This is a genomic window from Bradyrhizobium sp. MI1.7 (assembly GCF_055811795.1).
On the sequence record NZ_JBVVPO010000066.1, the window covers coordinates 17159 to 41149 of the forward strand.

Annotated in this window: 29 protein-coding genes; 18 read left to right on the forward strand and 11 right to left on the reverse strand. The window is 65.0% G+C overall.

Annotated features, from left to right (window positions below; genetic code table 11):
* The first annotated feature begins 183 nt into the window (after window positions 1–183).
* The 4 genes from AC0L3X_RS37475 to uvrB all read left to right on the forward strand — a co-directional run bounded on the left by AC0L3X_RS37475 (window position 184) and on the right by uvrB (window position 4786).
* Window positions 184–1101 (forward strand): LysR substrate-binding domain-containing protein, encoded by a 918-nt coding sequence (locus AC0L3X_RS37475; RefSeq protein WP_063985542.1) that lies wholly within the window; start codon window positions 184–186, stop codon window positions 1099–1101.
* A 125-nt stretch (window positions 1102–1226) separates the two neighbouring features.
* Complete coding sequence (locus AC0L3X_RS37480) at window positions 1227–1454, forward strand: hypothetical protein (protein WP_063985543.1); 228 nt, start codon at window positions 1227–1229, stop codon at window positions 1452–1454.
* A 54-nt stretch (window positions 1455–1508) separates the two neighbouring features.
* Window positions 1509–1739, forward strand: a complete 231-nt coding sequence (locus AC0L3X_RS37485) for a hypothetical protein (RefSeq protein WP_063985544.1) — start codon at window positions 1509–1511, stop codon at window positions 1737–1739.
* A gap of 89 nt (window positions 1740–1828) precedes the next feature.
* A complete protein-coding gene (gene uvrB / locus AC0L3X_RS37490) occupies window positions 1829–4786 on the forward strand; it encodes an excinuclease ABC subunit UvrB (RefSeq protein WP_084795307.1) in 2958 nt (985 codons plus the stop codon).
* A gap of 100 nt (window positions 4787–4886) precedes the next feature.
* Here uvrB and AC0L3X_RS37495 read toward each other — a convergent pair whose 3' ends face one another.
* Window positions 4887–5123, reverse strand: a complete 237-nt coding sequence (locus AC0L3X_RS37495) for a hypothetical protein (RefSeq protein WP_028151579.1) — start codon at window positions 5121–5123, stop codon at window positions 4887–4889.
* A gap of 293 nt (window positions 5124–5416) precedes the next feature.
* Between AC0L3X_RS37495 and AC0L3X_RS37500 the strand changes: the two genes are divergently transcribed.
* The 5 genes from AC0L3X_RS37500 to AC0L3X_RS37520 all read left to right on the forward strand — a co-directional run bounded on the left by AC0L3X_RS37500 (window position 5417) and on the right by AC0L3X_RS37520 (window position 9113).
* Complete coding sequence (locus tag AC0L3X_RS37500; protein WP_063985545.1) at window positions 5417–5869, forward strand: nuclear transport factor 2 family protein; 453 nt, start codon at window positions 5417–5419, stop codon at window positions 5867–5869.
* 236 nt (window positions 5870–6105) lie between these two features.
* Complete coding sequence (locus tag AC0L3X_RS37505; RefSeq protein ID WP_063985546.1) at window positions 6106–6546, forward strand: nuclear transport factor 2 family protein; 441 nt, start codon at window positions 6106–6108, stop codon at window positions 6544–6546.
* A 384-nt stretch (window positions 6547–6930) separates the two neighbouring features.
* Complete coding sequence (locus tag AC0L3X_RS37510; protein ID WP_231143635.1) at window positions 6931–7854, forward strand: hypothetical protein; 924 nt, start codon at window positions 6931–6933, stop codon at window positions 7852–7854.
* A gap of 213 nt (window positions 7855–8067) precedes the next feature.
* Window positions 8068–8490, forward strand: a complete 423-nt coding sequence (locus AC0L3X_RS37515) for a hypothetical protein (RefSeq protein WP_063985548.1) — start codon at window positions 8068–8070, stop codon at window positions 8488–8490.
* A 485-nt stretch (window positions 8491–8975) separates the two neighbouring features.
* Complete coding sequence (locus AC0L3X_RS37520; protein WP_014492018.1) at window positions 8976–9113, forward strand: hypothetical protein; 138 nt, start codon at window positions 8976–8978, stop codon at window positions 9111–9113.
* Window positions 9114–9155: 42 nt separating this feature from the next.
* Here AC0L3X_RS37520 and AC0L3X_RS37525 read toward each other — a convergent pair whose 3' ends face one another.
* From AC0L3X_RS37525 to AC0L3X_RS37535, 3 genes are all read right to left on the reverse strand, one after another.
* On the reverse strand, window positions 9156–9302 hold the full coding sequence (locus AC0L3X_RS37525) for a hypothetical protein (RefSeq protein WP_166103493.1): 147 nt from the start codon (window positions 9300–9302) through the stop codon (window positions 9156–9158).
* 199 nt (window positions 9303–9501) lie between these two features.
* Complete coding sequence (locus AC0L3X_RS37530; protein ID WP_063985549.1) at window positions 9502–9981, reverse strand: MaoC family dehydratase; 480 nt, start codon at window positions 9979–9981, stop codon at window positions 9502–9504.
* On the reverse strand, window positions 9981–10433 hold the full coding sequence (locus tag AC0L3X_RS37535; protein WP_063985550.1) for a MaoC family dehydratase: 453 nt from the start codon (window positions 10431–10433) through the stop codon (window positions 9981–9983). The genes AC0L3X_RS37530 and AC0L3X_RS37535 overlap by 1 nt, the downstream gene beginning before the upstream one ends.
* Before the next feature lie 156 nt (window positions 10434–10589).
* On the opposite strand from AC0L3X_RS37535, the gene AC0L3X_RS37540 reads away from it, so the two are divergent.
* Window positions 10590–10886 carry a DUF4282 domain-containing protein gene (locus AC0L3X_RS37540; RefSeq protein ID WP_063985551.1) on the forward strand — a complete coding sequence of 99 codons (297 nt, stop codon included), beginning with the start codon at window positions 10590–10592 and terminating at the stop codon, window positions 10884–10886.
* A gap of 151 nt (window positions 10887–11037) precedes the next feature.
* Here AC0L3X_RS37540 and ychF read toward each other — a convergent pair whose 3' ends face one another.
* The 4 genes from ychF to AC0L3X_RS37560 form a co-directional block, all read right to left on the reverse strand.
* Window positions 11038–12135: a redox-regulated ATPase YchF gene (gene ychF, locus AC0L3X_RS37545; protein ID WP_028151572.1), complete on the reverse strand. Its 1098-nt coding sequence runs from the start codon at window positions 12133–12135 to the stop codon at window positions 11038–11040.
* A 54-nt stretch (window positions 12136–12189) separates the two neighbouring features.
* Window positions 12190–12795 carry an aminoacyl-tRNA hydrolase gene (pth, locus tag AC0L3X_RS37550; protein ID WP_063985552.1) on the reverse strand — a complete coding sequence of 202 codons (606 nt, stop codon included), beginning with the start codon at window positions 12793–12795 and terminating at the stop codon, window positions 12190–12192.
* Between the two features lie 58 nt (window positions 12796–12853).
* The gene (locus AC0L3X_RS37555; RefSeq protein ID WP_063985553.1) at window positions 12854–13570 is read right to left on the reverse strand and encodes a 50S ribosomal protein L25/general stress protein Ctc; all 717 of its coding nucleotides are present in this window, start codon (window positions 13568–13570) and stop codon (window positions 12854–12856) included.
* A 342-nt stretch (window positions 13571–13912) separates the two neighbouring features.
* Window positions 13913–14164: an accessory factor UbiK family protein gene (locus AC0L3X_RS37560; RefSeq protein WP_063985554.1), complete on the reverse strand. Its 252-nt coding sequence runs from the start codon at window positions 14162–14164 to the stop codon at window positions 13913–13915.
* A gap of 167 nt (window positions 14165–14331) precedes the next feature.
* Between AC0L3X_RS37560 and AC0L3X_RS37565 the strand changes: the two genes are divergently transcribed.
* From AC0L3X_RS37565 to pgeF, 4 genes are read left to right on the forward strand one after another with little or no spacing between them, the layout of a single operon-like run.
* The gene (locus AC0L3X_RS37565; RefSeq protein ID WP_063986695.1) at window positions 14332–15063 is read left to right on the forward strand and encodes a dienelactone hydrolase family protein; all 732 of its coding nucleotides are present in this window, start codon (window positions 14332–14334) and stop codon (window positions 15061–15063) included.
* A 14-nt stretch (window positions 15064–15077) separates the two neighbouring features.
* Window positions 15078–15923 (forward strand): prolipoprotein diacylglyceryl transferase, encoded by an 846-nt coding sequence (gene lgt / locus AC0L3X_RS37570; RefSeq protein WP_063985555.1) that lies wholly within the window; start codon window positions 15078–15080, stop codon window positions 15921–15923.
* 21 nt (window positions 15924–15944) lie between these two features.
* Window positions 15945–17063, forward strand: a complete 1119-nt coding sequence (locus AC0L3X_RS37575; protein WP_063985556.1) for a class I SAM-dependent methyltransferase — start codon at window positions 15945–15947, stop codon at window positions 17061–17063.
* Entirely contained in the window at window positions 17060–17827 is a 768-nt protein-coding gene (pgeF, locus tag AC0L3X_RS37580; RefSeq protein WP_063985557.1) for a peptidoglycan editing factor PgeF, read from the forward strand. Before AC0L3X_RS37575 ends, pgeF begins: the two co-directional genes overlap by 4 nt.
* 38 nt (window positions 17828–17865) lie before the next feature.
* Here pgeF and AC0L3X_RS37585 read toward each other — a convergent pair whose 3' ends face one another.
* On the reverse strand, window positions 17866–18435 hold the full coding sequence (locus AC0L3X_RS37585) for a hypothetical protein (RefSeq protein ID WP_187387821.1): 570 nt from the start codon (window positions 18433–18435) through the stop codon (window positions 17866–17868).
* Window positions 18436–18522: 87 nt separating this feature from the next.
* Here AC0L3X_RS37585 and AC0L3X_RS37590 point away from each other — a divergent pair, with 87 nt between their 5' ends.
* From AC0L3X_RS37590 to AC0L3X_RS37605, 4 genes are all read left to right on the forward strand, one after another.
* Window positions 18523–19137, forward strand: coding sequence for a hypothetical protein (locus AC0L3X_RS37590; RefSeq protein WP_283017726.1), 615 nt, complete (start codon window positions 18523–18525; stop codon window positions 19135–19137).
* Between the two features lie 193 nt (window positions 19138–19330).
* Complete coding sequence (locus tag AC0L3X_RS37595; protein WP_063986696.1) at window positions 19331–20284, forward strand: ribose-phosphate pyrophosphokinase; 954 nt, start codon at window positions 19331–19333, stop codon at window positions 20282–20284.
* A 216-nt stretch (window positions 20285–20500) separates the two neighbouring features.
* On the forward strand, window positions 20501–21529 hold the full coding sequence (locus AC0L3X_RS37600; RefSeq protein WP_063985560.1) for a putative zinc-binding metallopeptidase: 1029 nt from the start codon (window positions 20501–20503) through the stop codon (window positions 21527–21529).
* The gene (locus AC0L3X_RS37605; protein ID WP_063985561.1) at window positions 21526–22560 is read left to right on the forward strand and encodes a D-alanine--D-alanine ligase family protein; all 1035 of its coding nucleotides are present in this window, start codon (window positions 21526–21528) and stop codon (window positions 22558–22560) included. Before AC0L3X_RS37600 ends, AC0L3X_RS37605 begins: the two co-directional genes overlap by 4 nt.
* A 114-nt stretch (window positions 22561–22674) precedes the next feature.
* Here the strand turns inward: AC0L3X_RS37605 and AC0L3X_RS37610 are convergent, their stop codons facing one another.
* Window positions 22675–23133 (reverse strand): SRPBCC family protein, encoded by a 459-nt coding sequence (locus AC0L3X_RS37610; protein ID WP_063985562.1) that lies wholly within the window; start codon window positions 23131–23133, stop codon window positions 22675–22677.
* Window positions 23134–23143: 10 nt separating this feature from the next.
* Window positions 23144–23983 (reverse strand): XdhC family protein, encoded by an 840-nt coding sequence (locus AC0L3X_RS37615; RefSeq protein WP_063985563.1) that lies wholly within the window; start codon window positions 23981–23983, stop codon window positions 23144–23146.
* Window positions 23984–23991: the final 8 nt, after the last annotated feature.

Sequence of the window (23991 nt, forward strand, 5' to 3'; positions counted from 1 at the left end):
TCCCCTCACCCGGAATTTGCTCTCGCAAACTCCGGCCTCTCCCCGCGTGCGGGGAGAGACGAAGAACGCGGCGGCGGCCCCGAAACACAACTTGGAATTACTCTCATTCTTGTGCCTCGCTTGCCCTAGCTTCGCAAACTGAGTTATCTTGGCCTTGCATCAGCTTTCCTGAGGGTGGGTCATTTGCGGCGGCTGCTGTTTCTCAACGGCATCAAGGCATTCGAGGCGGCGGCGCGGACCGGCAGTTTTGCGGCGGCCGGGCTCGAGCTCAGCGTGTCGGCGGCGGCCGTCAGCCGCATGGTGCATCTGCTGGAGGAACGTCTCGGCGTCGCGCTGTTCGAGCGCAAGGCCAACAAGCTCGTGCTGACGCAGGCAGGCCGCGCCTATCAAGGCGGGCTGACGCCGATCTTCGACGCGCTGGCAAGCCTCACCGCGCAGGTGACGGCGCCCTCCAGCGTCCGCGTACTCACCATCGGCGTCGGCCACACCTTTGCGATGCGCTGGCTGATCCCGCGGCTGTCGGAGTTTCGCAGCGAGGAGCCCGACATCGAGGTGCGCTTCACCACCGGTGGTGCCGAGGTCCCATTCGGCGAGGACTGGAGCTGCGGCATCAAGCTCGGCACCGGCGACTGGCCCGGCCTGGTCGCCGAGCCCTTGTTCGCCGGCGACCTCACGCCGGTCTGCGTGCCCCGCCTCGCCACCGGCCTGAAGCGGCCCGCCGACCTCAAAGGGCCAGGCCTGATCCGCGTCACGCATTCGCCGGAGGATTGGCCGATCTGGCTCAAGGCGGCGAACCTCACCCGCATCAACGCGCGCGGACCGGAATTCCAGTTCTACGGCCAGGCGCTCCAGGCCGCCGCCGACGGCCTCGGCATCGCCATGGGCATCCGGCCCTATATCGACGACGATCTCGCCGCCGGCCGGCTGGTCGCGCCGTTCGATCTCTCGGTTCCCAAGGGCATGCGCTGGTACCTGCTGTATCGCAGTTTTCAGACCGAGCAGCGCGACTTCGCCGCGTTCCGGCGCTGGATCATGCGGGCGGCCTCGGAGCCCGCCGCACGCCCCGCCAGGCGGATCGGCCGCGCCGCGCCACGGAACTGACGCCCGTTCCACGAGGCCCTTAGGCAAAAAAGCCGGCCGCTTGTGAATGGCTTCACATACTGAACCCGCCAAACGTGGTCCCCTGACTCTTCAACAAGACACTTACGGAACATTTGGGGACTACAATGACGACCATCTACGACGGCTTTGACATCGAATCCTTCGAGGCCGGCAAAGGCCTCTGGCATGCCCGCATCCGCCGCGCCGATCTCAGCCCCCTCGCCATCGACGGCGTGCTGTTTCCGGCCATGGAAGTCGGTTTCGCCTGGCCGGATCAGAACGCGGCGATCGCCGATGCCAAGCACCACATCGATCGCTTCCGCCGGCGGGCCGACGACAGCGACGACGAATAAGCGCGGGACTCCAAGCGAACCAAGGGACAGCGCAGCATAAAGGGGGAACCGGTCATGTCAGTCATCGAATTCGAAGACACGCCGCGGCCGAGAATCTATGCCCGCAATGTGCTGTCGAAATGTCCCGAATGCGATGGCGATCTCGCGGTGCTTCGCGTGATCGGCGGCCGCGCGGGGTGCGAGTACTGGACCATGCGCTGCACCGATTGCGGCGGGATCCATCTCGACATCCTCGAGCCGCACCGGGCGAGCAACGACGACGAGGCCCCGCCGCCGGCGGCTTAAAGAGGCTGCTGCCAACCTGCTGTCAGCAGCCTGCGCACGGACGTACCTTCGCTCTTTTCTGAAGGGCTGACTCGTCCCATATTCGGGGCATGGCGAAGAAACCTGCTCCCCCGAAATCCCCCAAATCCAAGGCCCCGAACTCCAAGGCGCACCGGCCTGACGTGCAGCCGATCGGGCCGGCGCTGGCCGAGTTGCTCAATCCCGCGATCAATCGCGGCGATGCCGGGCTGGGATCGGGCACCGGGCTGCAGCCGCCGCCGGACAATTCGCGCGACCGCCGCGCCGGGGGCGAGGCTGCCGCCCATCGCGCACGGGCCTCGACGCCAAAGGAGTTTCCGCAGGATAATGCCAAGCCGATGCCGCTGCGGCCGAATCCGCAGCCGCCGGGCGCGCGCGCGACCACCGAAGGCTTTGAAGAAGCGCCGCAGGCCAATTACGGCACCGCGGCCACGATCCCGACGCTCGATCCGGAACTGGCGCGGCAGCTCGGGCTTCCCACCGAGGAGGACGACGCCGAAGCGCTGGCGCGTCCGCCGCGCACCAAGATGGAGGCGCTCGGCGTCAAGGCGACCGCCGACGCGCTGGAATCGCTGATCCGCGAGGGCCGGCCGGAGTTCCGCAGGGACGACGGCTCCACCAAGGTGTGGACGCCGCACCGCCCGCCGCGCCCGGAAAAGTCCGAAGGCGGGGTGCGCTTCGAGATCAAATCGCCGTACCAGCCGCGCGGCGACCAGCCGACCGCGATCGCCGAGCTGGTCGAAGGGATCCAGCGTAACGACCGCTCGCAGGTGCTGCTCGGCGTCACCGGCTCCGGCAAGACCTACACCATGGCCAAGGTGATCGAGGCGACGCAGCGGCCCGCTATCATCCTGGCGCCGAACAAGACGCTGGCCGCCCAGCTCTACGGCGAGTTCAGGAGCTTCTTCCCCGATAACGCGGTCGAATATTTCGTCAGCTATTACGACTACTACCAGCCGGAAGCCTACGTCCCGCGCACGGACACCTACATCGAGAAGGACTCCTCGATCAACGAGCAGATCGACCGCATGCGCCACTCGGCGACGCGCGCGCTGCTCGAACGCGACGACGTCATCATCGTGGCGTCGGTGTCCTGCATCTACGGTATCGGCTCGGTCGAGACCTACACCGCGATGACCTTCGCGCTGAAGAAGGGCGAGCGCATCGACCAGCGCCAGCTGATCGCCGACCTCGTCGCCCTCCAGTACAAGCGCACCCAGGCCGATTTCACCCGCGGCACGTTTCGCGTGCGCGGCGACGTCATCGACATCTTCCCGGCGCACTATGAGGACCGGGCCTGGCGCGTAAACCTGTTCGGCGACACCATCGAGACCATCGAGGAGTTCGATCCGCTCACCGGCCACAAACAGGACGAGCTCGAATTCATCAAGATGTACGCCAACTCGCACTACGTGACGCCGCGCCCGACGCTTGTGCAGGCGATCAAGTCGATCAAATCGGAGCTGAAGCAGCGGCTCGACCAGCTGCACGACCAGGGCCGCCTCTTGGAGGCGCAGCGGCTGGAGCAGCGCACCACCTTCGACCTCGAGATGATGGAGGCGACCGGAAGCTGCGCCGGCATCGAGAACTATTCGCGCTATCTCACCGGGCGCCTGCCCGGCGAGCCGCCGCCGACGCTGTTCGAATACGTCCCCGACAATGCGCTGGTATTCGCCGACGAGAGCCACGTCACCGTGCCGCAGATCGGCGGCATGTTCCGCGGCGACTTCCGCCGCAAGGCGACGCTCGCCGAATACGGCTTCCGCCTGCCCTCCTGCATGGACAACCGCCCGCTCCGCTTCGAGGAGTGGGACATGATGCGGCCGCAGACGGTCGCGGTGTCGGCGACGCCGAGCGGCTGGGAGCTGAACGAAAGCGGCGGCGTGTTCGTCGAGCAGGTGATCCGACCGACCGGACTTATTGATCCTCCCGTTAATATCCGCCCCGCTCGCACCCAGGTCGACGATCTCGTCGGCGAGGTCCGCGCCACCGCCCAGGCAGGCTATCGCTCGCTGATCACGGTGCTGACCAAGCGCATGGCGGAGGACCTCACCGAATATCTGCATGAGCAGGGTATTCGCGTTCGCTACATGCACTCCGATATCGACACCATCGAGCGTATCGAGATCATCCGGGATCTTCGCTTGGGCGCCTTCGACGCGCTGGTCGGCATCAACCTCTTGCGCGAAGGCCTCGACATTCCCGAATGCGCGCTGGTCGCGATCCTTGACGCCGACAAGGAAGGCTTTTTGCGCAGTGAAACGTCCTTGATTCAGACCATCGGCCGCGCCGCGCGCAACGTCGACGGCAAGGTGATCCTCTATGCCGACCAGATGACGGGCTCGATGGAGCGCGCCATTGCGGAAACCAACCGGCGCCGCGAAAAGCAAGTCGAGTACAACACCGCCAACGGCATCACGCCGGAGAGCGTGAAGAAGCAGATCGGCGACATCCTCAACTCGGTCTACGAGCGCGACCACGTGCTGGTCGAGGTCGGCGGCCACGACATGACCGATGACGTCATCTCGATCGGCCACAATTTCGAAGCCGTGCTCGCCGATCTCGAAACAAGGATGCGCGAGGCCGCCGCCGATCTGAACTTCGAGGAAGCCGCCCGCCTGCGCGACGAAGTCAAGCGCCTGCGCGCCACCGAGCTCGCGGTGGTCGACGACCCCACCGTCAAGCAGCGCACCGTGCAGGGCAAGGCCGGCGCCTATGCCGGCACCAAGAAGTACGGCGACGCCGCCAACCTGCCCGTCAGCGCGATGAAGAAGAAAACCGTGAGCTCCGCACTGAAAGCCAGCGGTGGCGGCAGCGGCTCGAAGGTGCACAAGCCGCATCTCGACGAGATGCACGGCCCGGAGTCGTTGCCCTACCGCGAAAACCCGAGCCTGCCGGCAAAGCCGTTCGGCAGCACGAGCCGGATCATCCAGCCGACGGATTCAAGGCAGTCCGGGCCGGAGTTCGGGCCGGCGCCGAAGTCGACGGGTGGGCAGCCGGGACGGCGGGGTGGGTGGAAGAAGAGGTAGGGCGACGGAGTATCGTCCGCGCTTGTCGTGGCTATAGATTCCGGGCTCGCCGCTTTGCGGCGCCCCGGAATGACGAGGGCGCATGTGGTGCCGTTCGCGCCTACAGCTTCCCCTGCCCGTTCACCTGTCCCTGCTGTTGCTGCTGCTTTTCCTGCTCCTTGGCGTGATGCCTGCCGTAGAGGCAGCCGGCGGCGGCGCCCAGGACGCCGTGATGGCCGGCATAGTGGCCGGCGACGCCGCCGACGACCGCGCCCTTGATGCAGCCCTTGGCGTTGGCGGCGGAGGTCGCGCCCAGCATCAGAAGTGCTGCGGCGACGGTGAGAAGCGGGGATTTCATAATCGATGTCTCCGGATCGGTTTCGGTGTCTCAACGAGCACCGACGGGCGCGGGTTCCCGCGTACCGGTGTGGCGGGACGCGCCCACCGGCATGCACGCGGCGTCATCGCGGGGCGCGAAAACCCGCTCGAAATCGTGCAGGCGACTACGTACGCAATCCCTAATTGCATTTCATGAACCCGGCCTTGCATCGGCGCGTCATATGATCCGGACACCTTTGTTTTTGCGGATTAATGGACCCGCGGAGCGCGCATTGGCGTTTGCAATCGACACCCCAAGAGGGCGGGAGCGGCATGACGGTTGAATCGCTGAACAGGCAACGCGTGCTGCATCTGCTGGACAGTTTTGCGCGCGGCGATATCGAGGCCGCGCTGTCGTGCTGCACCGACGACGTCGACTTCCTCACCCACGCGCCGATCGACGTGCTGCCGCACATGGTGCCGCGCCACGGCAAGCAGGAACTGCGCGAGCTGTGGCAGACGGTCTGGTCGCGCTATTCCGAAATCCGCTACAAGGCGCCGCACATCCTCGCCGAGGGCGACGAGGTCGCGACCTACATGCACACCTACTTCAAGAAGCGCAGCAACGATCGCGTCGTGCAGTTCGACATGGCGGTGTTCTACAGCTTCCGGGGCGGACTGGTGGCGCAGATCCGCGAGATCATCGATTCCTACGATCTGGTGCAGCAGGTGCTGGAGCGGGAGATCGGGCCGCTGATCGTGGGCGCGCGGGTAGACGGGGGATGATCCTTCTCCCTCGCCCCGTTCTTACGGACAGGTGAAACGGAGACCGGGAGATTACGGGGTTCTGTTGTAAATCTCACAAACCCGCATCAATTGTGCATTGCGAAAACGTGAATTGCGTTTTGGCCGAAATCGCCTATTTTATTTGTATACGAACGAGTTGAGCGTCCCCGGCACCTTTTCTGTGCATGGGGTTGCTTTCCGTTTTTTCTGCAAGCCAGCTTCAGGACGCCCCCCAAATGACAGAGCACAGCCTCTGGCGTTTCTCGCGCGCGTTGCATCGCGCGGTGAACGACCGGGATTTCAGGGACATCGAGGCCCTGATCGACGAGGACGTCGAGTGGGCGATCTACGGCCCGATCGACATGTTTCCGTTCCTCGGCGCGCGCCAGGGCCGGGACGCCGTGCTCGACGTCATCCGCCAGCTCGCCGACAATTTCCATGTCCGCCGCTTCGACCGCGAGAGCATCATGCTCGGCGTGGATTCCGCCGCCTCGATGCTGCGCTATTCGCTGACCGCGCTGGATTCCGACAAGCCGATCAGCTTGCGGGTGGCGCAGTTCGCCCAGTTCAGGGCGGGCAAGCTGATCAGCATGCGCGTGCTGGTCGACACCTTCGATCTGGTTGAACAGGCACTCGGCCGCGCCATTCATCTGCCGAAGATGACCCGCGTCGGCTGAGGGGGACGCCAACGGGCCCCGCTTGCCGGGACCGATGATTGATGCTCGCCCGACCCGCGTCCTGGCCTCCAGCCCCGCCGGATGCCGTCGTGGCGAAGCTCGTCATCGGGCGCGCGCCTTTCGCGCGGCCCGTTGGTTCGCCATTCCAGTGGTTTGAGCATGATCTCCGCGCAAACGCGTTCCGCGTTTGTCGCGAGGGAAAACCCGCTGCACACTTTGCGCCGGCGCGGCCCTTCGGGTCCGGATCATGCCCTGGCCGAGGCGAGCCGCCACAATTTCGCAACGATAGATCACCATGTGTTGAGTGGACCGAATGGCGCATGGTCATCACCGAAGGCCGCATTATAGTGGCGGCAAGCATGCGCTGGGCTCGCGGGCAGGACGATGGAATTCTCGACAGGTTTTGGCTGGACCAGGCTGCCGGTGCTGGCGGCCACATTCATTTTGGGCTCGGTTCTGACGGTCTCGGCGCAGATCATCCCGCCCTTCTCGGCGGCGGCGCCTGACGACGAGGCCGAGACCGAAGCCACAGAGACCGCCGCAGCCCCCGACGTCAACGACCCCGACATCTTAAAGGGCATCGACGTCGACAAGCTCGACTGGAGTCAACTCGCGATCGACGCCGGCACCGGCAACGACGTCATGGCCGCCAAGAAGCGCGCCCAGGCCGCCGCCAAGGACGGACTGAACTGGTCGTCGAACGCGAACGCCAACGGCTCCTCGGCGGTGACGGTGAAGCAGTCGGTCTCCTCGTTCTGGGACGCCCGCATCGGAGCCGACATGACGGTGACGAGCGAGCCGCGAACGATGTCCGAGCTGCTGGCGCAGAAAGCCACCAATGGCGGCAGCCTGCCGCAATCGTCCGGCAGCGCCTGGGCGGCGGCGACCGCGCCGGGCGCCGGCTCGATCTGGGACAAGACCGCGGTGGAAGCCCGCGTCGATCCCGGCGCCGAGCAGAGCAAGCTCGGGGCATCGCTGACCAAGTCGGTGCCGCTGTCGAGCGACACGTCGCTGACGCTCCAGAACGGCTACAGCGTCAACCAGCAGGGCACCACCGCGGTGCCCGGCATCGGCGGGCACGTCACGCGCAATTACGAGACCGAGCAGAGCGCCAAGGTCACCCTCACCGACACCGGCACCAGCATCACCGCGGGCCAGTCGCTGTCGACCACCGACGACAAATGGCTGCGCAAGGTCGGCGCGGAGCAAAAGCTGTTCGACAACGTCACCGTCTCCGGCTCGGTCGGCGAGACCTCGCAGGGCGCGATCAACAAGAGCCTGACGGCGGGCTTCAAGAAGAGCTGGTAGCAGTCCAGCCCCCCTCTCCCATCATCCCGGGATAGGTTCGTTTTCCCAGCAGTTCAGACTCTCGTAACCATACGCCACGGCAAAGCCCCCGAATCGTCCGCCCTTGCCGTATCTCGGCCAAGTTGCGGTCAAAATCCGACGCCCTAGTCGGATGACCGAACTCGTCGTGCGGGGGACACTCGCGCCGCGCTCAACGCGAACAGGGGAATAACGATGAACGCCATGCGTCCGGAAAAGACCGAAGCCACCGAGACCGAGACGGTCGACACCAACCTCGCCGCAGTGACGGAAGTTGAAGCCGGCATCCGCGACTTCGTCCGCAACGACATCGCCTATCTGCGCCGGCCGGCATCGGGAACCACCGACACGCCGCCGCTCGATCCGAGCGCGGAAGCCACCGTCACCAACGTCAACTCGCTGATCCAGCGCGTCGCCGGCACCTCGCTCGCCGAGATCGAGAACCTGATCTCCGAGCTCGAGAGCCTGCGCGACCTGCTCCATGCCGAAGGCCAGCGCGTCCAGCGCGAGATCTCCGGCTACGCCCAGCTCAGCCAGGCCGCGATGAAGTCGACCCGCATGATCGCCGACAACGTCGCGCAGTGGAAGCGCGCCGCCGACGGCCTGCGCAACAGCTGATCACTCACGTCAAGCATCACCAGCCGCCGTGTTCCGCAAGGGGCGCGGCGGTTTTGATTCGTGGGGAGTTGGATGCGCACAAGCTCCCCACAATAGGTGTCATCGCCCGACTTGCCGCCTTCGCTAAGGCTTCGGCGGCCGAGTGAGTTCTTGGCCCGGCGAAGCCCTTGGCGGAGACGGGATCGGGCGATCCAGTATTCCAGAGACAATGAGGCAAGAGCCGAGACGCCGCAGCGTACTGGATGCCCCGGTCCCGGCTCCGCCAAGGCTACGCCGGGCCACAAGCTCGCCCGGCCGCCGAAGCTTCAGCGAAGGCGGCAAGCCGGGGCATGACAGCGAAGGGTGTGGCTGCGAAAGATTGGGGCAGTGGACATGCGTTCACACAGTCAATGCAGCCGACCCGGTTCACTTTGAACCCTCCGCGCCCCAGCGCCGACCAATGCCAAGCGCCCGCAGCCTTGCGGCCGGGTCCGGGGACATTTCAGATGGAAAGCATTCGGCCCGACAATACGGACCCTATCCCGCTGCGGCCCGCGCCGAACCAGTTCGGCACGATCATGCTGCGCTTCGTCGGATTGCTGGCGGTCGCGATCGCGGTGCTGGCGTTCGTCTATAGCCGCTGACGGCGGAGGCCGGACGTCCGGCCCCGAAGAGTTAACGAGCCCTTAACGGCTCGCGTCGACCGTCGAGGCTTCCAGGGTGTAGCCGCCATCGGCATAGCCCTTCACCACCATGCCGGCGACCAGCATCACTGCCAGCGTCGCGGTCGCAAAGATAAATCCCACCAGCTTGAGTGCGCCGCGGTCTGCCATGGTCCTCGTCCCCTGTTCTCTGCCCAATTCGTTTCAATTAGACAGCGACAGGTTCATAATTGGTTAGCAACTCGATGGTTCCGCCAACTGCTTCGCGGGTCATCATGTTGAGCAGGCTTATGGCAGCCGCCCGGAATCGCGTCCATAGCGCGCGGGCAACACTCGCACACACATTTGGACCGTTCATCTTGGAACAGGTCTAATCGCCCTTCCGCATCGGCACGAAGGCGCTGGCGGTGATGGAATAGACCTCCTCGCCGCGCTGGTTGGTGCCGGTGGTGCGGGCCGTCAGAATGCCCCACCCGGGGCGCGAGGCGGAGCTGCGCTTGTCGATGACTTCGTTGACGTAGGCGACGGTGTCGCCGGCGAGCACCGGCCTGATCCAGCGCAGGTCGCGAAAACCCGGCGACGGCCCCCACACCGCGACCTCCTCGCCGCGCGAAGCGGCCTCACGCGCCAGACGCTGGCCATCGGCGACAAGCAGGCTCATGCAGGCCGAGCCGACATGCCAGCCCGAGGCCGCGAGGCCGCCGAACAGCGAGTTCTTGCCTTCCTCCTCGTCGAGGTGGAAGCGCTGCGGATCGAACTTTGCGGCGAAAATCTTGATGGACTCCGCGGTGAACGTGTAGGCGCCGATCTCGCGGCGGTGGCCGATCTCGATCTCCTCGAAGAAGGGCATCAGACTGCTCCCTCGCGGCGCTTGATCAGGATCGGCGAGGTCATCTCGCACAGCGCCTCGCCCTTGGCGTTGCGCACCGTGCATTTGAACTTGACGATGCCGAGCTCCGGCCGGCTCTTCGAGGCGCGCGCCTCCAGCACGTCGACGTCGAGCATGAGATCGTCGCCGGGCCGCAAGGGTGACAGCCAACGCACCTCGTCGACGCCGGGCGAGCCGAGCGAAGCGGCGCGTGTGATGAAGCCATCGGCCATCATCCGCATCATCAGCGAGCAGAGGTGCCAGCCCGAGCCGGACAGGCCGCGCAGCATGCTGTTGGCCGCGGCCTCCTCATCGAGGTGCATCGGCTGCGGATCGAACTCGGCGGCGAAAGCCAAGATCTCGTCGCGGGTGACATGGCGCGGGCCGAATGTTCCGAACCGGCCGGGCGGGAAATCTTCGAAGGTCAGGGTCATCTCGGGAATGCTTTGAGGGAATGACAGATTGTGGCCGCACTTTGCGGCAATCTCAACCCGCCGGCCCGCATGGCTCGTGCTACATATGGGGTGTCGGCGTTGGTCTTGAGTCGGATCAACCGGCAGGCCGAGGCCCGATTTGCCCTGGGGAGAGCAATGTTTTCATTCAGCGACCTGTTTCAATGGGACCGATTCATAACCCCTACGATCATCAAGACCTTCTACTGGCTGGTGATCGCACTGATCTGCCTGTTCGGCCTTTCCGGAATCTTCTCCGGTCTCGCGACGATGGCGATCAGCCCGTTCGGCGGCTTCCTGGTGCTGCTGTCATCGATCGCGAGCATCGTCGTCGGCATCGTGTTCTCGCGCATCGCCGCGGAGCTGATCCTGATCGTCTTCCGCATCAACGAGCATCTCGGCGCGATCCGCGACCAGGGCGGCGGGGCGCGGTGAGGCGGCCGTAGGGTGGGCAAAGGCGCTAGGCGCCGTGCCCACCATCCTTTCGCGATTTGAGAGAGACGTGGTGGGCACGCTTCCGCCTTCGCTCTTCGAGCTACGGCGGACAAGTCGCTTTGCCCACCCTACAGCACCGCTCTTTCGCGTCTTACGTATTAAACCTGAAATGCATCACGTCGCCGTCGGCGACGACGTATTCCTTGCCTTCGAGACGCAGCTTGCCGGCATCGCGGGCGCCGGCTTCGCCGTTCAGCGCGACATAGTCCTCATACGCAATCGTCTCGGCGCGGATAAAACCCTTCTCGAAGTCGGTGTGGATCACGCCGGCCGCGCCCGGAGCCTTGGTACCGCGATAGATGGTCCAGGCGCGCGCTTCCTTCGGGCCCACCGTGAAATAGGTGATGAGGTCGAGCAGCGTGTAGCCGGCGCGGATCAGGCGATCGAGCCCGGCCTCTTCGAGACCCAGCGTCTCCAGGAAGTCGGCGCGCTCCTCGCGCGAAATGGTGGCGATCTCGGATTCGATCTTGGCGGAGATGACGACGGCAACGGCGCCTTCCTTGGCCGCCTGCTCCTCCACCGCCTTGGAGAACGAATTGCCCGTGGCGGCCGAGCCTTCCTCGACATTGCAGACGTAGAGCACGGGCTTCGACGAAAGCAGGCCGAGCATCCCGAAGGCCCGCTCCTCCTCCGCCTTGCGCTCGACGAGGCGGGCGGGTTTGCCCTCGCGCAGCAGCACCAGCGTGCGGTTGACGAGGTCGAGCTGCTCCTTGGCGTCCTTGTCGTTGCCCTTGGCCTTCTTCGTGAGGTTGTCGACGCGCTTCTCGAGGCTGTCGAGGTCGGCGAGCATCAGCTCGGTCTCGATGGTCTCGATGTCGGCGAGCGGGGCGATCTTGCCCTCGACATGCGTGATGTCGGAATCCTCGAAGCAGCGCACGACATGCGCGATGGCGTCGACCTCGCGGATGTTGGCGAGGAACTGGTTGCCGAGGCCTTCACCCTTGGAAGCGCCGCGCACGAGGCCGGCAATGTCGACGAAGGTCAGCCGGGTCGGGATGATCTGCGCCGATTTGGCGATGGCCGAGAGCTTGTCGAGCCGCGGATCGGGCACGGCGACTTCGCCGACATTCGGCTCGATGGTGCAGAACGGATAGTTCGCGGCCTGCGCAGCGGCCGTCTCGGTCAGCGCGTTGAACAAGGTCGACTTGCCGACATTGGGCAACCCGACGATCCCGCATTTAAATCCCATGGTCGTCCTCTATCCGTATTCGTCATGGCCGGGCTTGACGGAGAAAACGGCGCCCTATTCCTTGCCGTTCTCGTCCTTGGTCAAGAATCCCTTCGCCTGCATGGCGAGATGCACCCTGTTGGCGAAGGTCGCGTCCGTGCCTTTGGCAACCAGTGCCGCGTGCTCGGCCACCGCCTCGCACAGCGTCGCCACCCAGTCATTGTCGGCCTTGGCGAAGTCCGACAGCACGTGGCCGTGCACCAGTTCCTTGACGCCGGGATGACCGATGCCGAGCCGGACCCGGCGATAGTCGTTGCCGATATGCGCCGAGATCGAGCGCAGGCCGTTGTGGCCGGCGATGCCGCCGCCGATCTTCACGCGCACCTTGCCCGGCGGCAGTTCGAGCTCGTCGTGGAACACGGTGACGTCGCCCGGCGCGATCTTGAAGAAGCTTGCCGCCTCCTGAACGCTGCGGCCCGAGTCATTCATGTAGGTCGTCGGCTTGAGCAGGATAACGCGCTCAGTGCCGATCGCACCTTCCGATGTCTCGCCCTGAAAACGACGGCGCCATGGCGAGAAACCATGACGCCGCGCGATCTCGTCGACGGCCATGAAGCCGACATTGTGCCGGTTACGTGCGTATTTAGCGCCGGGATTGCCGAGCCCAACAAAGAGTCGCATGACGCGGCGCGCCCCTCGCTCGGCGCGCGATCAAGGACCGCGCGCCAGCTTTGAGAGATTACTTCTTCTTGTCGCCGCCGGCGGGAGCCTTGGCAGCCGCAGCCGGAGCAGCAGCACCCGCAGCCGGAGCCGCAGCGCCAGCCGCCGGAGCAGCCGCAGCAGCGCCCGGAGCTGCAGCCGCAGCCGCGGCCTTCTGCTCTTCGGCGTAGCCGGACGGCGGCACGATGGTGACGAGGGTCGCGTCCTCGCGGGTCAGCGCCTTCACGCCGGCCGGCAGCTTGACGTCCGACAGATGGAGCGAGTGACCGATTTCGAGTGAGCCGACATCAGCCTCGATGAATTGCGGGATGCTCTCGACGCCGCATTCGAGCTCGATCGAATGCGCGACGATGTTGACGGCGCCGCCGCGCTTCACGCCGGGCGAACCTTCCGCTTTCACCACATGCAAGGGAACGCTGATGCGGATGGTGGCACCTTCGCCGAGACGCATGAAGTCGACATGGATCGGGAAATCCTTGACCGGATCAAGGTGATAGTCGCGCGGGATCACGCGGTGCTTCTTGCCCTCGAGGTCGATGTCGACCAGCGTGGTCAGGAACCGGCCGGCGAGGATGCGCTGGCGCAGTTCACGATCGTCAACCGAGATCGGGAGCGGGGGTTGCTTGTTGCCATAGATCACTCCGGGCACTTTCCCGGCGCGACGCTCAGCCCGGGCGGCCCCCTTGCCGCTCTTCGGACGTGCGGTCGCCTTCAATTCCTTGACGGTCGTCGCCATAGTCTAAGTCCTTGTTTTTGCAAAAGTTAATGGGCCGCAGCGCGGCCCATGGTGCAGTTCGCAGCAAGCCTCCAGGGGTGCGGGGGCCGCGAACTTGGCGGGCTTTTAGCCGGAAGATGCGGAAATGACAAGGAGAATGGGCGGGCAGCCCGGGCTCTTACCCTCCCCTGGAGGGGGAGGGTCGGCTCACATTGAGCGCAGCGAAATGTGAGACGGGGTGGGGTGATCCCTCCCCACGGGCACTGTTCGACGCGGATAGACTGTCACCCCACCCCGCTCGCGCTACGCGCGATCGACCCTCCCCCTCCAGGGGAGGGTAAGGAAGAGCGCCGTACGCCGGCGCTACCCGCCCAGCTTAGCCTCCAGCGCTGTAATCCGCACCTTCAGGGCCTCGTTCTCCTCGCGGGCGAGGCGGGCCATGTCCTTGACCGCCTCGAATTCCTCGCGCTTGACCAGGTCCATGTCGCGCAGGAATTTCTCGGCCTGGGTGCGCATCACGGTGTCGAACTCGCGCTTGACGCCCTGGGCGGCACCGGCGGCGTCGTTCATCAGGCGGCCGATCTCGTCGAAAAACCGGTTGTTGGTCTGGGTCATGTCGGTCTCCTGGCGGCCTCAGATAAACTTTGCGCGAACGCGCGAAAAGACAATGGCAATCCGGGCGAAACGGTTCAAGAGCCGATCTGCGGTATCCTTGTCATGCCCCGGTTTCCTTGCAATCGTATTCAACGTCCCTGCATAACAAGAATCAGAAGGCGCACGAGATGATCGATCAGCAGATCGCGATTCCCACCAAGGACGGCCACACCGCAACCTTCATCACCCATCCCGAACGCGGCGGGCCGTTTCCGGTCATCCTGTTCTACATGGATGCGCCGGCGATCCGCGAAGAGCTGCGCGACATGGCGCGCCGGCTCGCCACCTCGGGCTATTACGTGATGCTGCCGAACCTCTATTACCGCTCCGGCGTGATGGAGCTCGGCGCGCTGCCGGCCGATCCGAATGCACCCGAGCGCAAGCGCATGTTCCAGCTCATGGCCTCGCTCAATATTCCCATGATCATGGAGGACACCAGGGCCCTGCTCACCTATGCCGAGGGCCAGGCGGCTGCCAATACGAAAATCGTCGGCACCGTCGGCTATTGCATGAGCGGCCGTTACGCCGTCAACGCGGCCACGCACTTTGCCGACCGCGTCAAGGCCGCCGCCTCGATCTACGGAACGCATCTGGCGACCGACGAAGACAACAGCCCGCATCTCGCCGCCGGCAGGACCAAGGCCGAGCTCTATTTCGCCTGCGCCGAGACCGACATCTACGCGCCCGCCGAGGTCATCGAGAAGGTCAAGCAGGGCATGAGCGGTCCGAAAGCCGAGGTCGAGATCTATCCCGGCACGCATCACGGCTTCGCCTTCCCCAAGCGCCCGGTCTACGACCGCGACGCCGCCGAGCGGCATTGGGAGCGTCTGCTGGCGCTCTATCGCCGCAATCTCGTTTAAGTCTAGAAGGCCTGATGCCCTTTCTGCTCATCGACTTTCCCGCCTTCAAGCCGATCGCGATCGAGATCGGTCCGTTCGCGATCCGCTGGTATGCGCTGGCCTATATCAGCGGCATCGTGTTCGGCTGGCTCTATGCGCGCTCGCTGCTGAAGAAAGAGCGCCTGTGGAGCGGCCCCGCGCCGATGTCGCTGGTGCAGATCGACGACTTCATCCTGTGGGTCACGCTCGGCATCATCCTCGGCGGCCGCACCGGCTACGTGCTGTTCTACAATCTGCCCTTCTTCATCGATCACCCCGCCGCGATCTTCAAATTGTGGGAGGGCGGCATGTCCTTCCATGGCGGCTTCCTCGGCTGCGTCGTCGCGGTGATGTGGTTTGCCTATCGCAACCGCATCTCGATCCTGTCGCTGGGCGACATCACCACGGCAGTCGCCCCGGTCGGGCTGCTGCTCGGACGCATCGCCAATTTCATCAATGGCGAATTGTGGGGCCGCGCCACCGACCCCAGCCTGCCCTGGGCGATGATCTTCCCCAACGATCCGACGCAGCTGCCGCGCCATCCGAGCCAGCTCTATGAGGCCGGCATGGAGGGCATCCTGCTGTTCACCGTGCTCGCGATCATGATCCGTTTCGGCGCCCTGAAGCGGCCCGGCATGATCCTCGGCGCCTTCATCCTGATCTATGGCCTGACCCGCATCGCCGGCGAGCATTTTCGCGAGCCGGACGTCCAGCTCGGCTTCCTCTGGGGCGGATTAACCATGGGCATGCTGTTGTCGATCCCGATGCTTATTGTAGGCCTCATACTTATTGTATTGGCTATCAGGCGCGGCGCGCCGAAGCCCGCCGGGGCCATCAGTTAATTCCTTTCGAGAAGACAGACCTTGACCGAACAGCCGCTACTCAACGAGATCAGGGCGCTGATCAAATCCTCAGGGCCCATGCCGGTCTGGCGGTACATGGAACTGTGCCTGATGCATCCGCGCTATGGCTATTACGTCTCGCGCGATCCGCTCGGGCGCGAAGGCGACTTCACCACCGCGCCCGAGGTCAGCCAGATGTTCGGCGAGCTCCTGGGGCTGTGGACCGCCTCGGTGTGGAAGCAGATGGGCTCGCCGCAATTCCTGCGGCTGATCGAGCTCGGCCCCGGCCGCGGCACCATGATGGCGGATGCGCTGCGCGCACTGCGCGTGCTGCCGCCGCTCTACCAGGCGCTTCACGTCCACATGGTCGAGGTCAATCCCGTGCTGCGCGAGCGGCAGAGTGCGACGCTGGCGGGCGTGCGCAACATCGCCTGGCACGACAGCATCGACGACGTGCCTGAGGGCCCGAGCATCATCCTCGCCAACGAATATTTCGACGTGCTGCCGATCCGCCAGATGGTGAAGCGCGAGAACGGCTGGCACGAGCGGGTGATCGAGATCGATCCCAACGGCAGGCTTCAATTCGGCGCGGCCGCCGACCCGACGCCGCGTTTCGACGTGCTGCTGCCGCCTCTGGTGCGCGCCGCTCCCGTCGGCGCCGTGTTCGAATGGCGGCCCGACGGCGAGATCATGAAGCTCGCCACGCGCGTGCGCGACCAGGACGGCGCGGCGCTGATCATCGACTACGGCCATCTGCGCAGCGATGCCGGCGACACCTTCCAGGCGATCGCGCGCCACACCTTCACCGATCCCCTGAAGGCGCCGGGCCAGGCCGACGTCACCGCCCATGTCGACTTCCAGGCCCTGGCGCGCGCGGCCGAGGATGTCGGCGCCCGTGTGCACGGCCCGGTGACGCAGGGCGATTTCCTCAAGCGCGTCGGCATCGATACCCGCGCAGCCGCCCTGATGCAGAAGGCGACGCCTGAAGTCGCCACCGACATTTCGGTCGCGCTCAAGCGCCTGACCGATACCGGGCGCAGTGGCATGGGCTCGATGTTCAAGGTGCTCGGCATCTCCGAGCCGCGGCTGACCGGCATCGCCGGCCTCAGCGATCTCGAACGGGCCGGAGGCACCTCATGACGCTTGCTTCGTCACTGCTGTCGGCCGTGCCCGGCCTGCGCCACGCCTTCTTCACCCGCGAGGGCGGTGTCTCAGGCGGGATTTATTCGGCGCTCAATGGCGGGCTCGGCTCCAACGACGATCCGGCGCATGTCGCGGAGAATCGCCGCCGCATGGCCGAGCATGTCGGCGTCGCCCCGGAGCGCTTCATCAGCCTGCACCAGATCCATTCGCCCGATGTCCTCGTTGCCGAAGCGCCGTGGCCGAGCGGACCGCGGCCGAAAGGCGATGCGCTGGTCACGAAAACACCCGGCATCGCGCTCGGCGTCTCCACCGCCGATTGCGGGCCGGTGCTGTTCGTCGATCCCAACGCGCGCGTGATCGGCGGCGCCCATGCCGGCTGGAAAGGCGCGCTGACCGGCGTGCTGGATCAGACGATCTCGGCGATGGAGAAGCTCGGCGCCACGCGCAGCGGCATCATCGCCGCGATCGGCCCCTTGATCCGCCAGGACAGCTACGAGGTCGGCAACGAATTCGTGGCGCGCTTCATCGAGGCGGACGCGGACAACGCCATGTTCTTCATCCCGTCGGTGCGCGCCGGACACGCGATGTTCGACCTCGCCGGATTCATCCGGAAGCGGCTCGAAGCCGCCGGCATCCTGATGATCGACGATCTTGGCCTGGACACCTATGCCGACGAGCGCTTCTTCAGCTATCGCCGCTCGGTGCATCGCAAGGAGCCGGATTACGGCCGGCACATCCACGCGATCGCGCTGGAGAATTAAGAACGAATTCGGCCTAGTTCTTGCCGCAACCCATTAGGTTAGTCGCTGCATCTTTCGAACAATGGCGTTTCATTCTTTCCGCGAAGCCATTTAGTCGGCAAATCAACGTACATTTGAGTTGGTGGAGGCGGCGGCGGTCGGACCTCGAAACCTTCATCGACTTCGATCTTCTTCCAATCGTCGCGATGCGCGGAGAAAGTCCGATATTTGTCGCCGACCTTGAGCAGAACGATCTCCCAAACCTCGCCCGGCTGACGCCACCAGATCAGTGTCGTGCTGGGTGGAGGGTCCTGAACCGACACGATCTTGATCTTGTCGTCGGCAATACGCGTCGCCGAATAGATCGCGCTGATGAATGTCCTTACCTGCCCAGGTGTGAACGTCCCGATCACATTCCTTGTCGTCGGCGCTCCGGAGGACGACGCGATGTACGTCAATCGCGCGCCACAGCGGTTGTTCTCACAGGCCTGATACGGATCCCGTTTGCAATCAACCGACCAGGTACCGGTCAGTCCGAAAGCCCGGATTGCCTCGGCCGCACTTTCTGCCGCCGCGGCCCGCCCCACGATGAGGCAGGCAACGATTACCCCCAAAGTCGCTCCCCTCATCGACAATTCCTCGGCCGGATCGGCCCAATGATGTGTCCTTCCTGCCCTAGACCTTAATCGATTTTAACGATATCGCTGCCCTCCATAATGAGGGACGCGTCATTCATCCTGGGCCGCGCGGGTTCGCGCGTGCTGGCGGTCATGCTGCTGGCGGCGGCGGTCGCGCTTGGCGGCTGCGCCGGCGGCGGCGGTGCCGCCAACTCCTATGCGATGGCGCCGAGCGCCGGCTCAGGGGCGACCGTGGCCTTCGAATCGATCGACGGGCCGCCCCCGCAGGTGTTCGACCGCATGGTCGGCGTGCTCGACAGCGAATCCAAGCTGCGCAGCCTGTCCGTCGTCTCCCGCGAGGGGACGGCTGCCTATCGCGTGCGCAGTTACCTCTCCGCCCAAATCGTGCGCGGCAAGACCGTGATCGCCTGGGTCTGGGACGTCTACGACGCCAACCAGCAGCGCGCATTGCGCCTCTCCGGCGAGGAACTGACCGCCGCCAAGGGTGGCCGCGACCCCTGGGGCGCCGCCGACGACCTCGTACTGCGGAAGATCGCCCAGGCCGGATTCAGCGGACTTTCCAACATGATCAGCGGCACACCGGACGCGCCGGGCACTGTTCCCGGCTTGCGGGGACCGGCGGTGGCCAGCGTGATCCCGGAGGCTCCGGCGGCCGAGATGCCGGCCTCGGCGCTGGGCTATGCCGAGCGATAACCCCCGCGAAACCACGGCCCCAAGTTGCGGCCAAACCGTTGGCCCGACTCAGGATTTCGGAGGGAAAACGTAGCATGCCGGGTTGCCATTGCAGGCCCCGGCCTGATATTTCCTCGCCCGTCGTAACCGTGCTTCCAGTGGGTATTCTCTGATGTTGAACGTCGTATCCAGCAAAGCGCGGGAGGAAGCGTCCATGTCGGCCAAGAACGGCTCCATCAAGCTTGTCGCCGGCAACTCAAACCCGGCCCTCGCGCAGGCGATCGCGCAAGGCCTCGACCTGCCGCTAACCAAGGCGGTGGTACGGCGCTTCGCCGACATGGAGATCTTCGTCGAGATCCAGGAGAACGTCCGTGGCTCGGATGCCTTCGTCATCCAGTCGACCTCGTTCCCCGCCAACGACCATCTGATGGAACTGCTGATCATCACCGATGCGCTGCGCCGCTCCTCGGCACGCCGCATCACCGCGGTGCTGCCCTATTTCGGCTACGCCCGGCAGGACCGCAAATCGGGTTCGCGCACGCCGATCTCGGCCAAGCTCGTCGCCAACCTGATCACGCAGGCCGGCGTCGACCGCGTCATGACGCTCGACCTGCATGCCGGCCAGATCCAGGGCTTCTTCGACATCCCGACCGACAATCTCTACGCGGCGCCGCTGATGGTGCGCGACATCAAGGACAAGTTCGACCTCTCCAAGACGATGGTGATCTCGCCCGACGTCGGCGGCGTGGCGCGCGCACGTGGCCTTGCCAAGCGCATCAACACCCCGCTCGCGATCGTCGACAAGCGCCGCGAGAGGGCGGGCGAATCCGAGGTCATGAACGTGATCGGCGACGTCGCCGGCTACACCTGCATCCTGATCGACGACATCGTGGACTCCGGCGGCACGCTGGTGAACGCAGCCGACGCGCTGATCGCCAAGGGCGCCAAGGACGTCTACGCCTACATCACCCACGGCGTGCTCTCCGGCGGCGCGGCCGCCCGCATCGCGGGCTCGAAGCTGAGGGAGCTCGTGATCACCGACTCGATTCTGCCGACGGAGGCGGTGACCAAGGCTCCGAACATCCGCACGCTTCCGATCGCCAGCCTGATCTCGGACGCCATCGCGCGCACCGCGGCGGAAGAGTCGGTGTCGAGCCTGTTCGACTAGGTTAAGTTTCGCGATGCCATAGGGTGGGCTAAGGCGCGACGCGCCACGCTCACCTTTTTCTTTGGCACGCGGACGGTGGGCACGCTGCGCTTTGCCCACCCTACGATCTCGTGCACTGACGCCCCACAGCCCCCCTCGCAAACCCCACGGGTTGTTGCCGGCTGCGGCCCATGACATCATCCGGATACTGAGCCATCTTTGCCCTCTGGATGCCTGATGCCACGCCGGAAATTTGCCTGGGAGAAGCTGTCGGATGACGAGTTGCTCAAGCAGCGCCTCTCCAGCCTGAGGGTTACGGTCAAAGGCACCTGGCTCGAGGACTGCGTCAGCACGCTCCATGAGGAGCTCGAAGAGCGGGGCATCCGGCTGCGACCGCACACATGGATCTCGAGCGAATGGTTCAGTCCGGGCGATGTGCCGGGCATCGCCATCCCCTTCTATCTCGCCCATCCCCGTCTGATGAAGCTCGAGAAGAAGATGATGTTCGACGTCGAGGGCGGAACCTGGCGCGAGTGCATGGGTATCCTCCGTCACGAGGCCGGCCATGCCGTGCAGCACGGCTATCAGCTGCAGCGCCGCCGGCGCTGGCAGCAGCTGTTCGGCCCGTCGTCGAAACACTACCCGCGCTACTACCGGCCCAATCCTGCCAGCAGGCGCTACGTCCAGCACCTCCGGCTGTGGTACGCGCAAAGCCATCCGGATGAAGACTTCGCCGAGACCTTCGCGGTGTGGCTGCGCCCACGCTCGAACTGGCGGACGCGATATGCCGGATGGCCGGCGCTGAAGAAGCTCGAATATGTCGACGAGCTGATGCACGAGATTGCGGGAAAGCGGCCGCTGATCACGACGCGGGAGCGTGTCGATACGCTGGGCCGGCTCAGCCAGACGCTCGAAGACCACTACAAGAAGAAGCAGGCGTTCTACGCCTTCACAGCGCCGAAGACCTACGACCGCGACCTCTCCAGGCTGTTTTCAGCCGATCCGCGGCATCACAGGTCAAAGCCGGCTTCGGCCCTGATCAGGCGTCACCGCGCGCAGATCAGGCAGCTGGTCGCGCGGTGGACGGGCGAGAACCAGCTCACGCTCGATGCCGTGCTCGATGATATGATCTCCCGCTGCCGTGAGCTCGATCTGCGCGCCGTCGGCCCCGAACAGAAGCTCGTTCTCGATTTCACCGTCCTCGTGACCGCCAAGACGATGCACGCGCTGTTTGGCCCGTCTCGGCGCAAATGGATCGCGCTATGAGACGCTCACGCATTCTGGTGCTGATGCATCCGGACTTCATGCCTCCGGACTCCTCCGACGGATACACGCCGCAGGAAATCAACAACTGGAAGACGGAATACGACGTGGTGAGCACCTTGCGTGCGGCCGGCCACGAGGTTCGCGCCCTCGGTGCGCAGGACGAGATCAAGCCGATCCGCGAGGCGATCGAAGAATTCAAGCCGCACGTGGTCTTCACGCTGCTCGAGGAATTCCACAACAACGTCGCCTACGACCAGCACATCGCCAGCTATCTCGAGCTGATGAAAGTCCCTTATACCGGGTGCAATCCGCGCGGCCTGATCCTGGCGCGCGGCAAGGATTTGTCCAAGACGCTGGTGCATCACCGCCGGATCGCAGCGCCGGCCTTCGCCGTCTTCCCGATGCGCCGCAAGGTGAAGCGCCCGACGCGCCTTGCGCTGCCGCTGATCGTCAAGAGCCTGAACATGGACGGGTCCTTCGGCATCTCGCAGGCCTCGATCGTCGATACCGACGAGAAGCTCGTGGAGCGCGTCGCCTTCATCCACGAGCGGGTCGAATCCGCCGCCATCGCCGAGCAGTTCATCGAGGGGCGAGAGCTTTATGTCGGCGTGCTCGGCAACAACCGGCTGCGCGTCCTGCCGGTTTGGGAACTGAAATTCGGCAGCATGGGCGGGCGCAGATCACGGCACATCGCCACGGAGAAAGCCAAGCACGACACCGACTATCAGGAGAAGCTCGGCATCGTCGACGGGCCGGCGAAGGACCTTGCGCCCGAAGTCACCGCGCGCATCCAGCGCGCCGCGAAGCGCATCTACCGGGCGCTTGGCCTCGACGGCTATGCGCGCATCGATTTTCGTCTCGCCGCCGACGGCACGCCGTATTTCATCGAGGCCAATCCCAACCCCGAGATCGCCAAGAGCCAGGAGTTCGCCACGGCGGCCCAACATGCCGGACTCAAATATCCGGATCTACTGCAGCGCATCCTGACGCTGGGGATCAGCCGGGCCAAGGCGGGGGTGTCGCTGGGGTGATGGCGGCTTGCGCAACTATCGTAGGGTGGGCAAAGGCGCAAAGCGCCGTGCCCACGTTCTTTGTTTGCGATAGAGAATGGTGGGCACGCTTACGCTTTGCCCACCCTACGAGACCTATTGCGCCTCGACCTTCGCGCTCACCACGTCCGCAAATGACTTGAAGAACTCCCCCGCCAGCTTCGTCGCGGTCGAATTGATCAACCGCGCTCCCAACTGCGCGAGCTTGCCGCCGATCTGCGCATCGACTTCGTAATGCAACACTGTCACGTCGGCACTCTCGGATTCCAGCCGCACCAGCGCGCCGCCCTTGGCGAAGCCGGCGACGCCGCCGGAGCCCTCGCCCGAGATGCGATAGGAGTTGGGCGGATCGAAATCGGACAGCGTCACCTTACCGCTGAACGTCGCCTTCACCGGGCCGACCTTGAAGACCACCGTCGCCGTCATCTCGTTCGGGGCGGTCACCTCGAGCGACTGGCAGCCGGGGATGCACTGCTTCAGCACAGCGGGATCGTTCAGCGCCGCCCACACCTGCTCGCGTGAGGCGGGAATTCGCTGGCTGTCGTTCATCTGCATGATCGGTGTCTCACTCTCTGCTTGCTGTTTGATTGGCCGCGCGCTGGCCACGCCGTCGTTCCCTTGTGATCTCCGCGAGGATCGACATTGCGATCTCCTCCGGCGTGATCGCGCCGAGATCGAGGCCGGCCGGCGCCTTGAAATCATCGATCGCGGCGGCATTGGCGCCTTCCGCGAGAAGCTTGGCGCGCAACGAAGCCATCTTGCGGCGGCTGCCGACGAAGGCGTGGTAGTCGGCTTTGGTCGCGACCGCGGCACGCAAGGCGGCTTCATCACCCTTGCCTTGCGTCGAGACCACGACGAAGCGCTTAGCGTCGTTGAGCTCGCCGAGGTGATAACCATCGATGACTGCATCGGCATCCGGCTGCGCCGTGCGATCGGTGGCGGGTGCAGCCAGCGTGACGTGATAACCGAGCACGCGCGCCTGCGCCGCAAGTGACAGCGCCACCGGGCTTGCCCCGAGAATGACAAGCGAGGGATGCGGCAGCACCGGCTCGACGAAGATGTCCATCGTGCCCTTGCTCGGGCACATGTTGCTGGCGAAGCGAATGCCGTCGCGGCTCTCGCCTGCGCTGACGCCCAGCTCGGCCAGAAGGTTCTCCGGCTGCACCGAGACCATCCGCGGCTCGCCATCGGCGAGCGCCTCGCGCGCCGCCTTCAGCACCGCGCCCTTGGCGCAGCCCCCGCCGATCCAACCCGCGACGATGGTGCCGTCGGCGGCGATGATCGCCTTGGCGCCAGCCTTCGCCGCGGTCACCGACACCGTGCGCACCACCGTCGCGAGCACGAAGGCGCGCTCGGCCGCCTTCATCTGCGCAATGAGATCGAGTACTTCGACATGGGCGATCATCGGCGTAT

Coding starts and splice junctions, on each gene's coding strand:
- AC0L3X_RS37605 (WP_063985561.1), top strand. CDS start 21,526: ATGAGACGCTCACGCATTCTGGTGCTGATGCATCCGGACTTCATGCCT.
- pth (WP_063985552.1), bottom strand. CDS start 12,795: ATGCGACTCTTTGTTGGGCTCGGCAATCCCGGCGCTAAATACGCACGT.
- AC0L3X_RS37555 (WP_063985553.1), bottom strand. CDS start 13,570: ATGGCGACGACCGTCAAGGAATTGAAGGCGACCGCACGTCCGAAGAGC.
- pgeF (WP_063985557.1), top strand. CDS start 17,060: ATGACGCTTGCTTCGTCACTGCTGTCGGCCGTGCCCGGCCTGCGCCAC.
- AC0L3X_RS37500 (WP_063985545.1), top strand. CDS start 5,417: ATGACGGTTGAATCGCTGAACAGGCAACGCGTGCTGCATCTGCTGGAC.
- AC0L3X_RS37505 (WP_063985546.1), top strand. CDS start 6,106: ATGACAGAGCACAGCCTCTGGCGTTTCTCGCGCGCGTTGCATCGCGCG.
- AC0L3X_RS37525 (WP_166103493.1), bottom strand. CDS start 9,302: ATGGCAGACCGCGGCGCACTCAAGCTGGTGGGATTTATCTTTGCGACC.
- AC0L3X_RS37530 (WP_063985549.1), bottom strand. CDS start 9,981: ATGCCCTTCTTCGAGGAGATCGAGATCGGCCACCGCCGCGAGATCGGC.
- lgt (WP_063985555.1), top strand. CDS start 15,078: ATGCCCTTTCTGCTCATCGACTTTCCCGCCTTCAAGCCGATCGCGATC.
- AC0L3X_RS37485 (WP_063985544.1), top strand. CDS start 1,509: ATGTCAGTCATCGAATTCGAAGACACGCCGCGGCCGAGAATCTATGCC.
- AC0L3X_RS37510 (WP_231143635.1), top strand. CDS start 6,931: ATGGAATTCTCGACAGGTTTTGGCTGGACCAGGCTGCCGGTGCTGGCG.
- AC0L3X_RS37610 (WP_063985562.1), bottom strand. CDS start 23,133: ATGCAGATGAACGACAGCCAGCGAATTCCCGCCTCACGCGAGCAGGTG.
- AC0L3X_RS37540 (WP_063985551.1), top strand. CDS start 10,590: ATGTTTTCATTCAGCGACCTGTTTCAATGGGACCGATTCATAACCCCT.
- AC0L3X_RS37600 (WP_063985560.1), top strand. CDS start 20,501: ATGCCACGCCGGAAATTTGCCTGGGAGAAGCTGTCGGATGACGAGTTG.
- AC0L3X_RS37520 (WP_014492018.1), top strand. CDS start 8,976: ATGGAAAGCATTCGGCCCGACAATACGGACCCTATCCCGCTGCGGCCC.
- AC0L3X_RS37495 (WP_028151579.1), bottom strand. CDS start 5,123: ATGAAATCCCCGCTTCTCACCGTCGCCGCAGCACTTCTGATGCTGGGC.
- AC0L3X_RS37585 (WP_187387821.1), bottom strand. CDS start 18,435: ATGAGGGGAGCGACTTTGGGGGTAATCGTTGCCTGCCTCATCGTGGGG.
- AC0L3X_RS37565 (WP_063986695.1), top strand. CDS start 14,332: ATGATCGATCAGCAGATCGCGATTCCCACCAAGGACGGCCACACCGCA.
- AC0L3X_RS37590 (WP_283017726.1), top strand. CDS start 18,523: ATGAGGGACGCGTCATTCATCCTGGGCCGCGCGGGTTCGCGCGTGCTG.
- AC0L3X_RS37560 (WP_063985554.1), bottom strand. CDS start 14,164: ATGACCCAGACCAACAACCGGTTTTTCGACGAGATCGGCCGCCTGATG.
- ychF (WP_028151572.1), bottom strand. CDS start 12,135: ATGGGATTTAAATGCGGGATCGTCGGGTTGCCCAATGTCGGCAAGTCG.
- AC0L3X_RS37535 (WP_063985550.1), bottom strand. CDS start 10,433: ATGACCCTGACCTTCGAAGATTTCCCGCCCGGCCGGTTCGGAACATTC.
- AC0L3X_RS37595 (WP_063986696.1), top strand. CDS start 19,331: ATGTCGGCCAAGAACGGCTCCATCAAGCTTGTCGCCGGCAACTCAAAC.
- uvrB (WP_084795307.1), top strand. CDS start 1,829: ATGGCGAAGAAACCTGCTCCCCCGAAATCCCCCAAATCCAAGGCCCCG.
- AC0L3X_RS37615 (WP_063985563.1), bottom strand. CDS start 23,983: ATGATCGCCCATGTCGAAGTACTCGATCTCATTGCGCAGATGAAGGCG.
- AC0L3X_RS37515 (WP_063985548.1), top strand. CDS start 8,068: ATGAACGCCATGCGTCCGGAAAAGACCGAAGCCACCGAGACCGAGACG.
- AC0L3X_RS37480 (WP_063985543.1), top strand. CDS start 1,227: ATGACGACCATCTACGACGGCTTTGACATCGAATCCTTCGAGGCCGGC.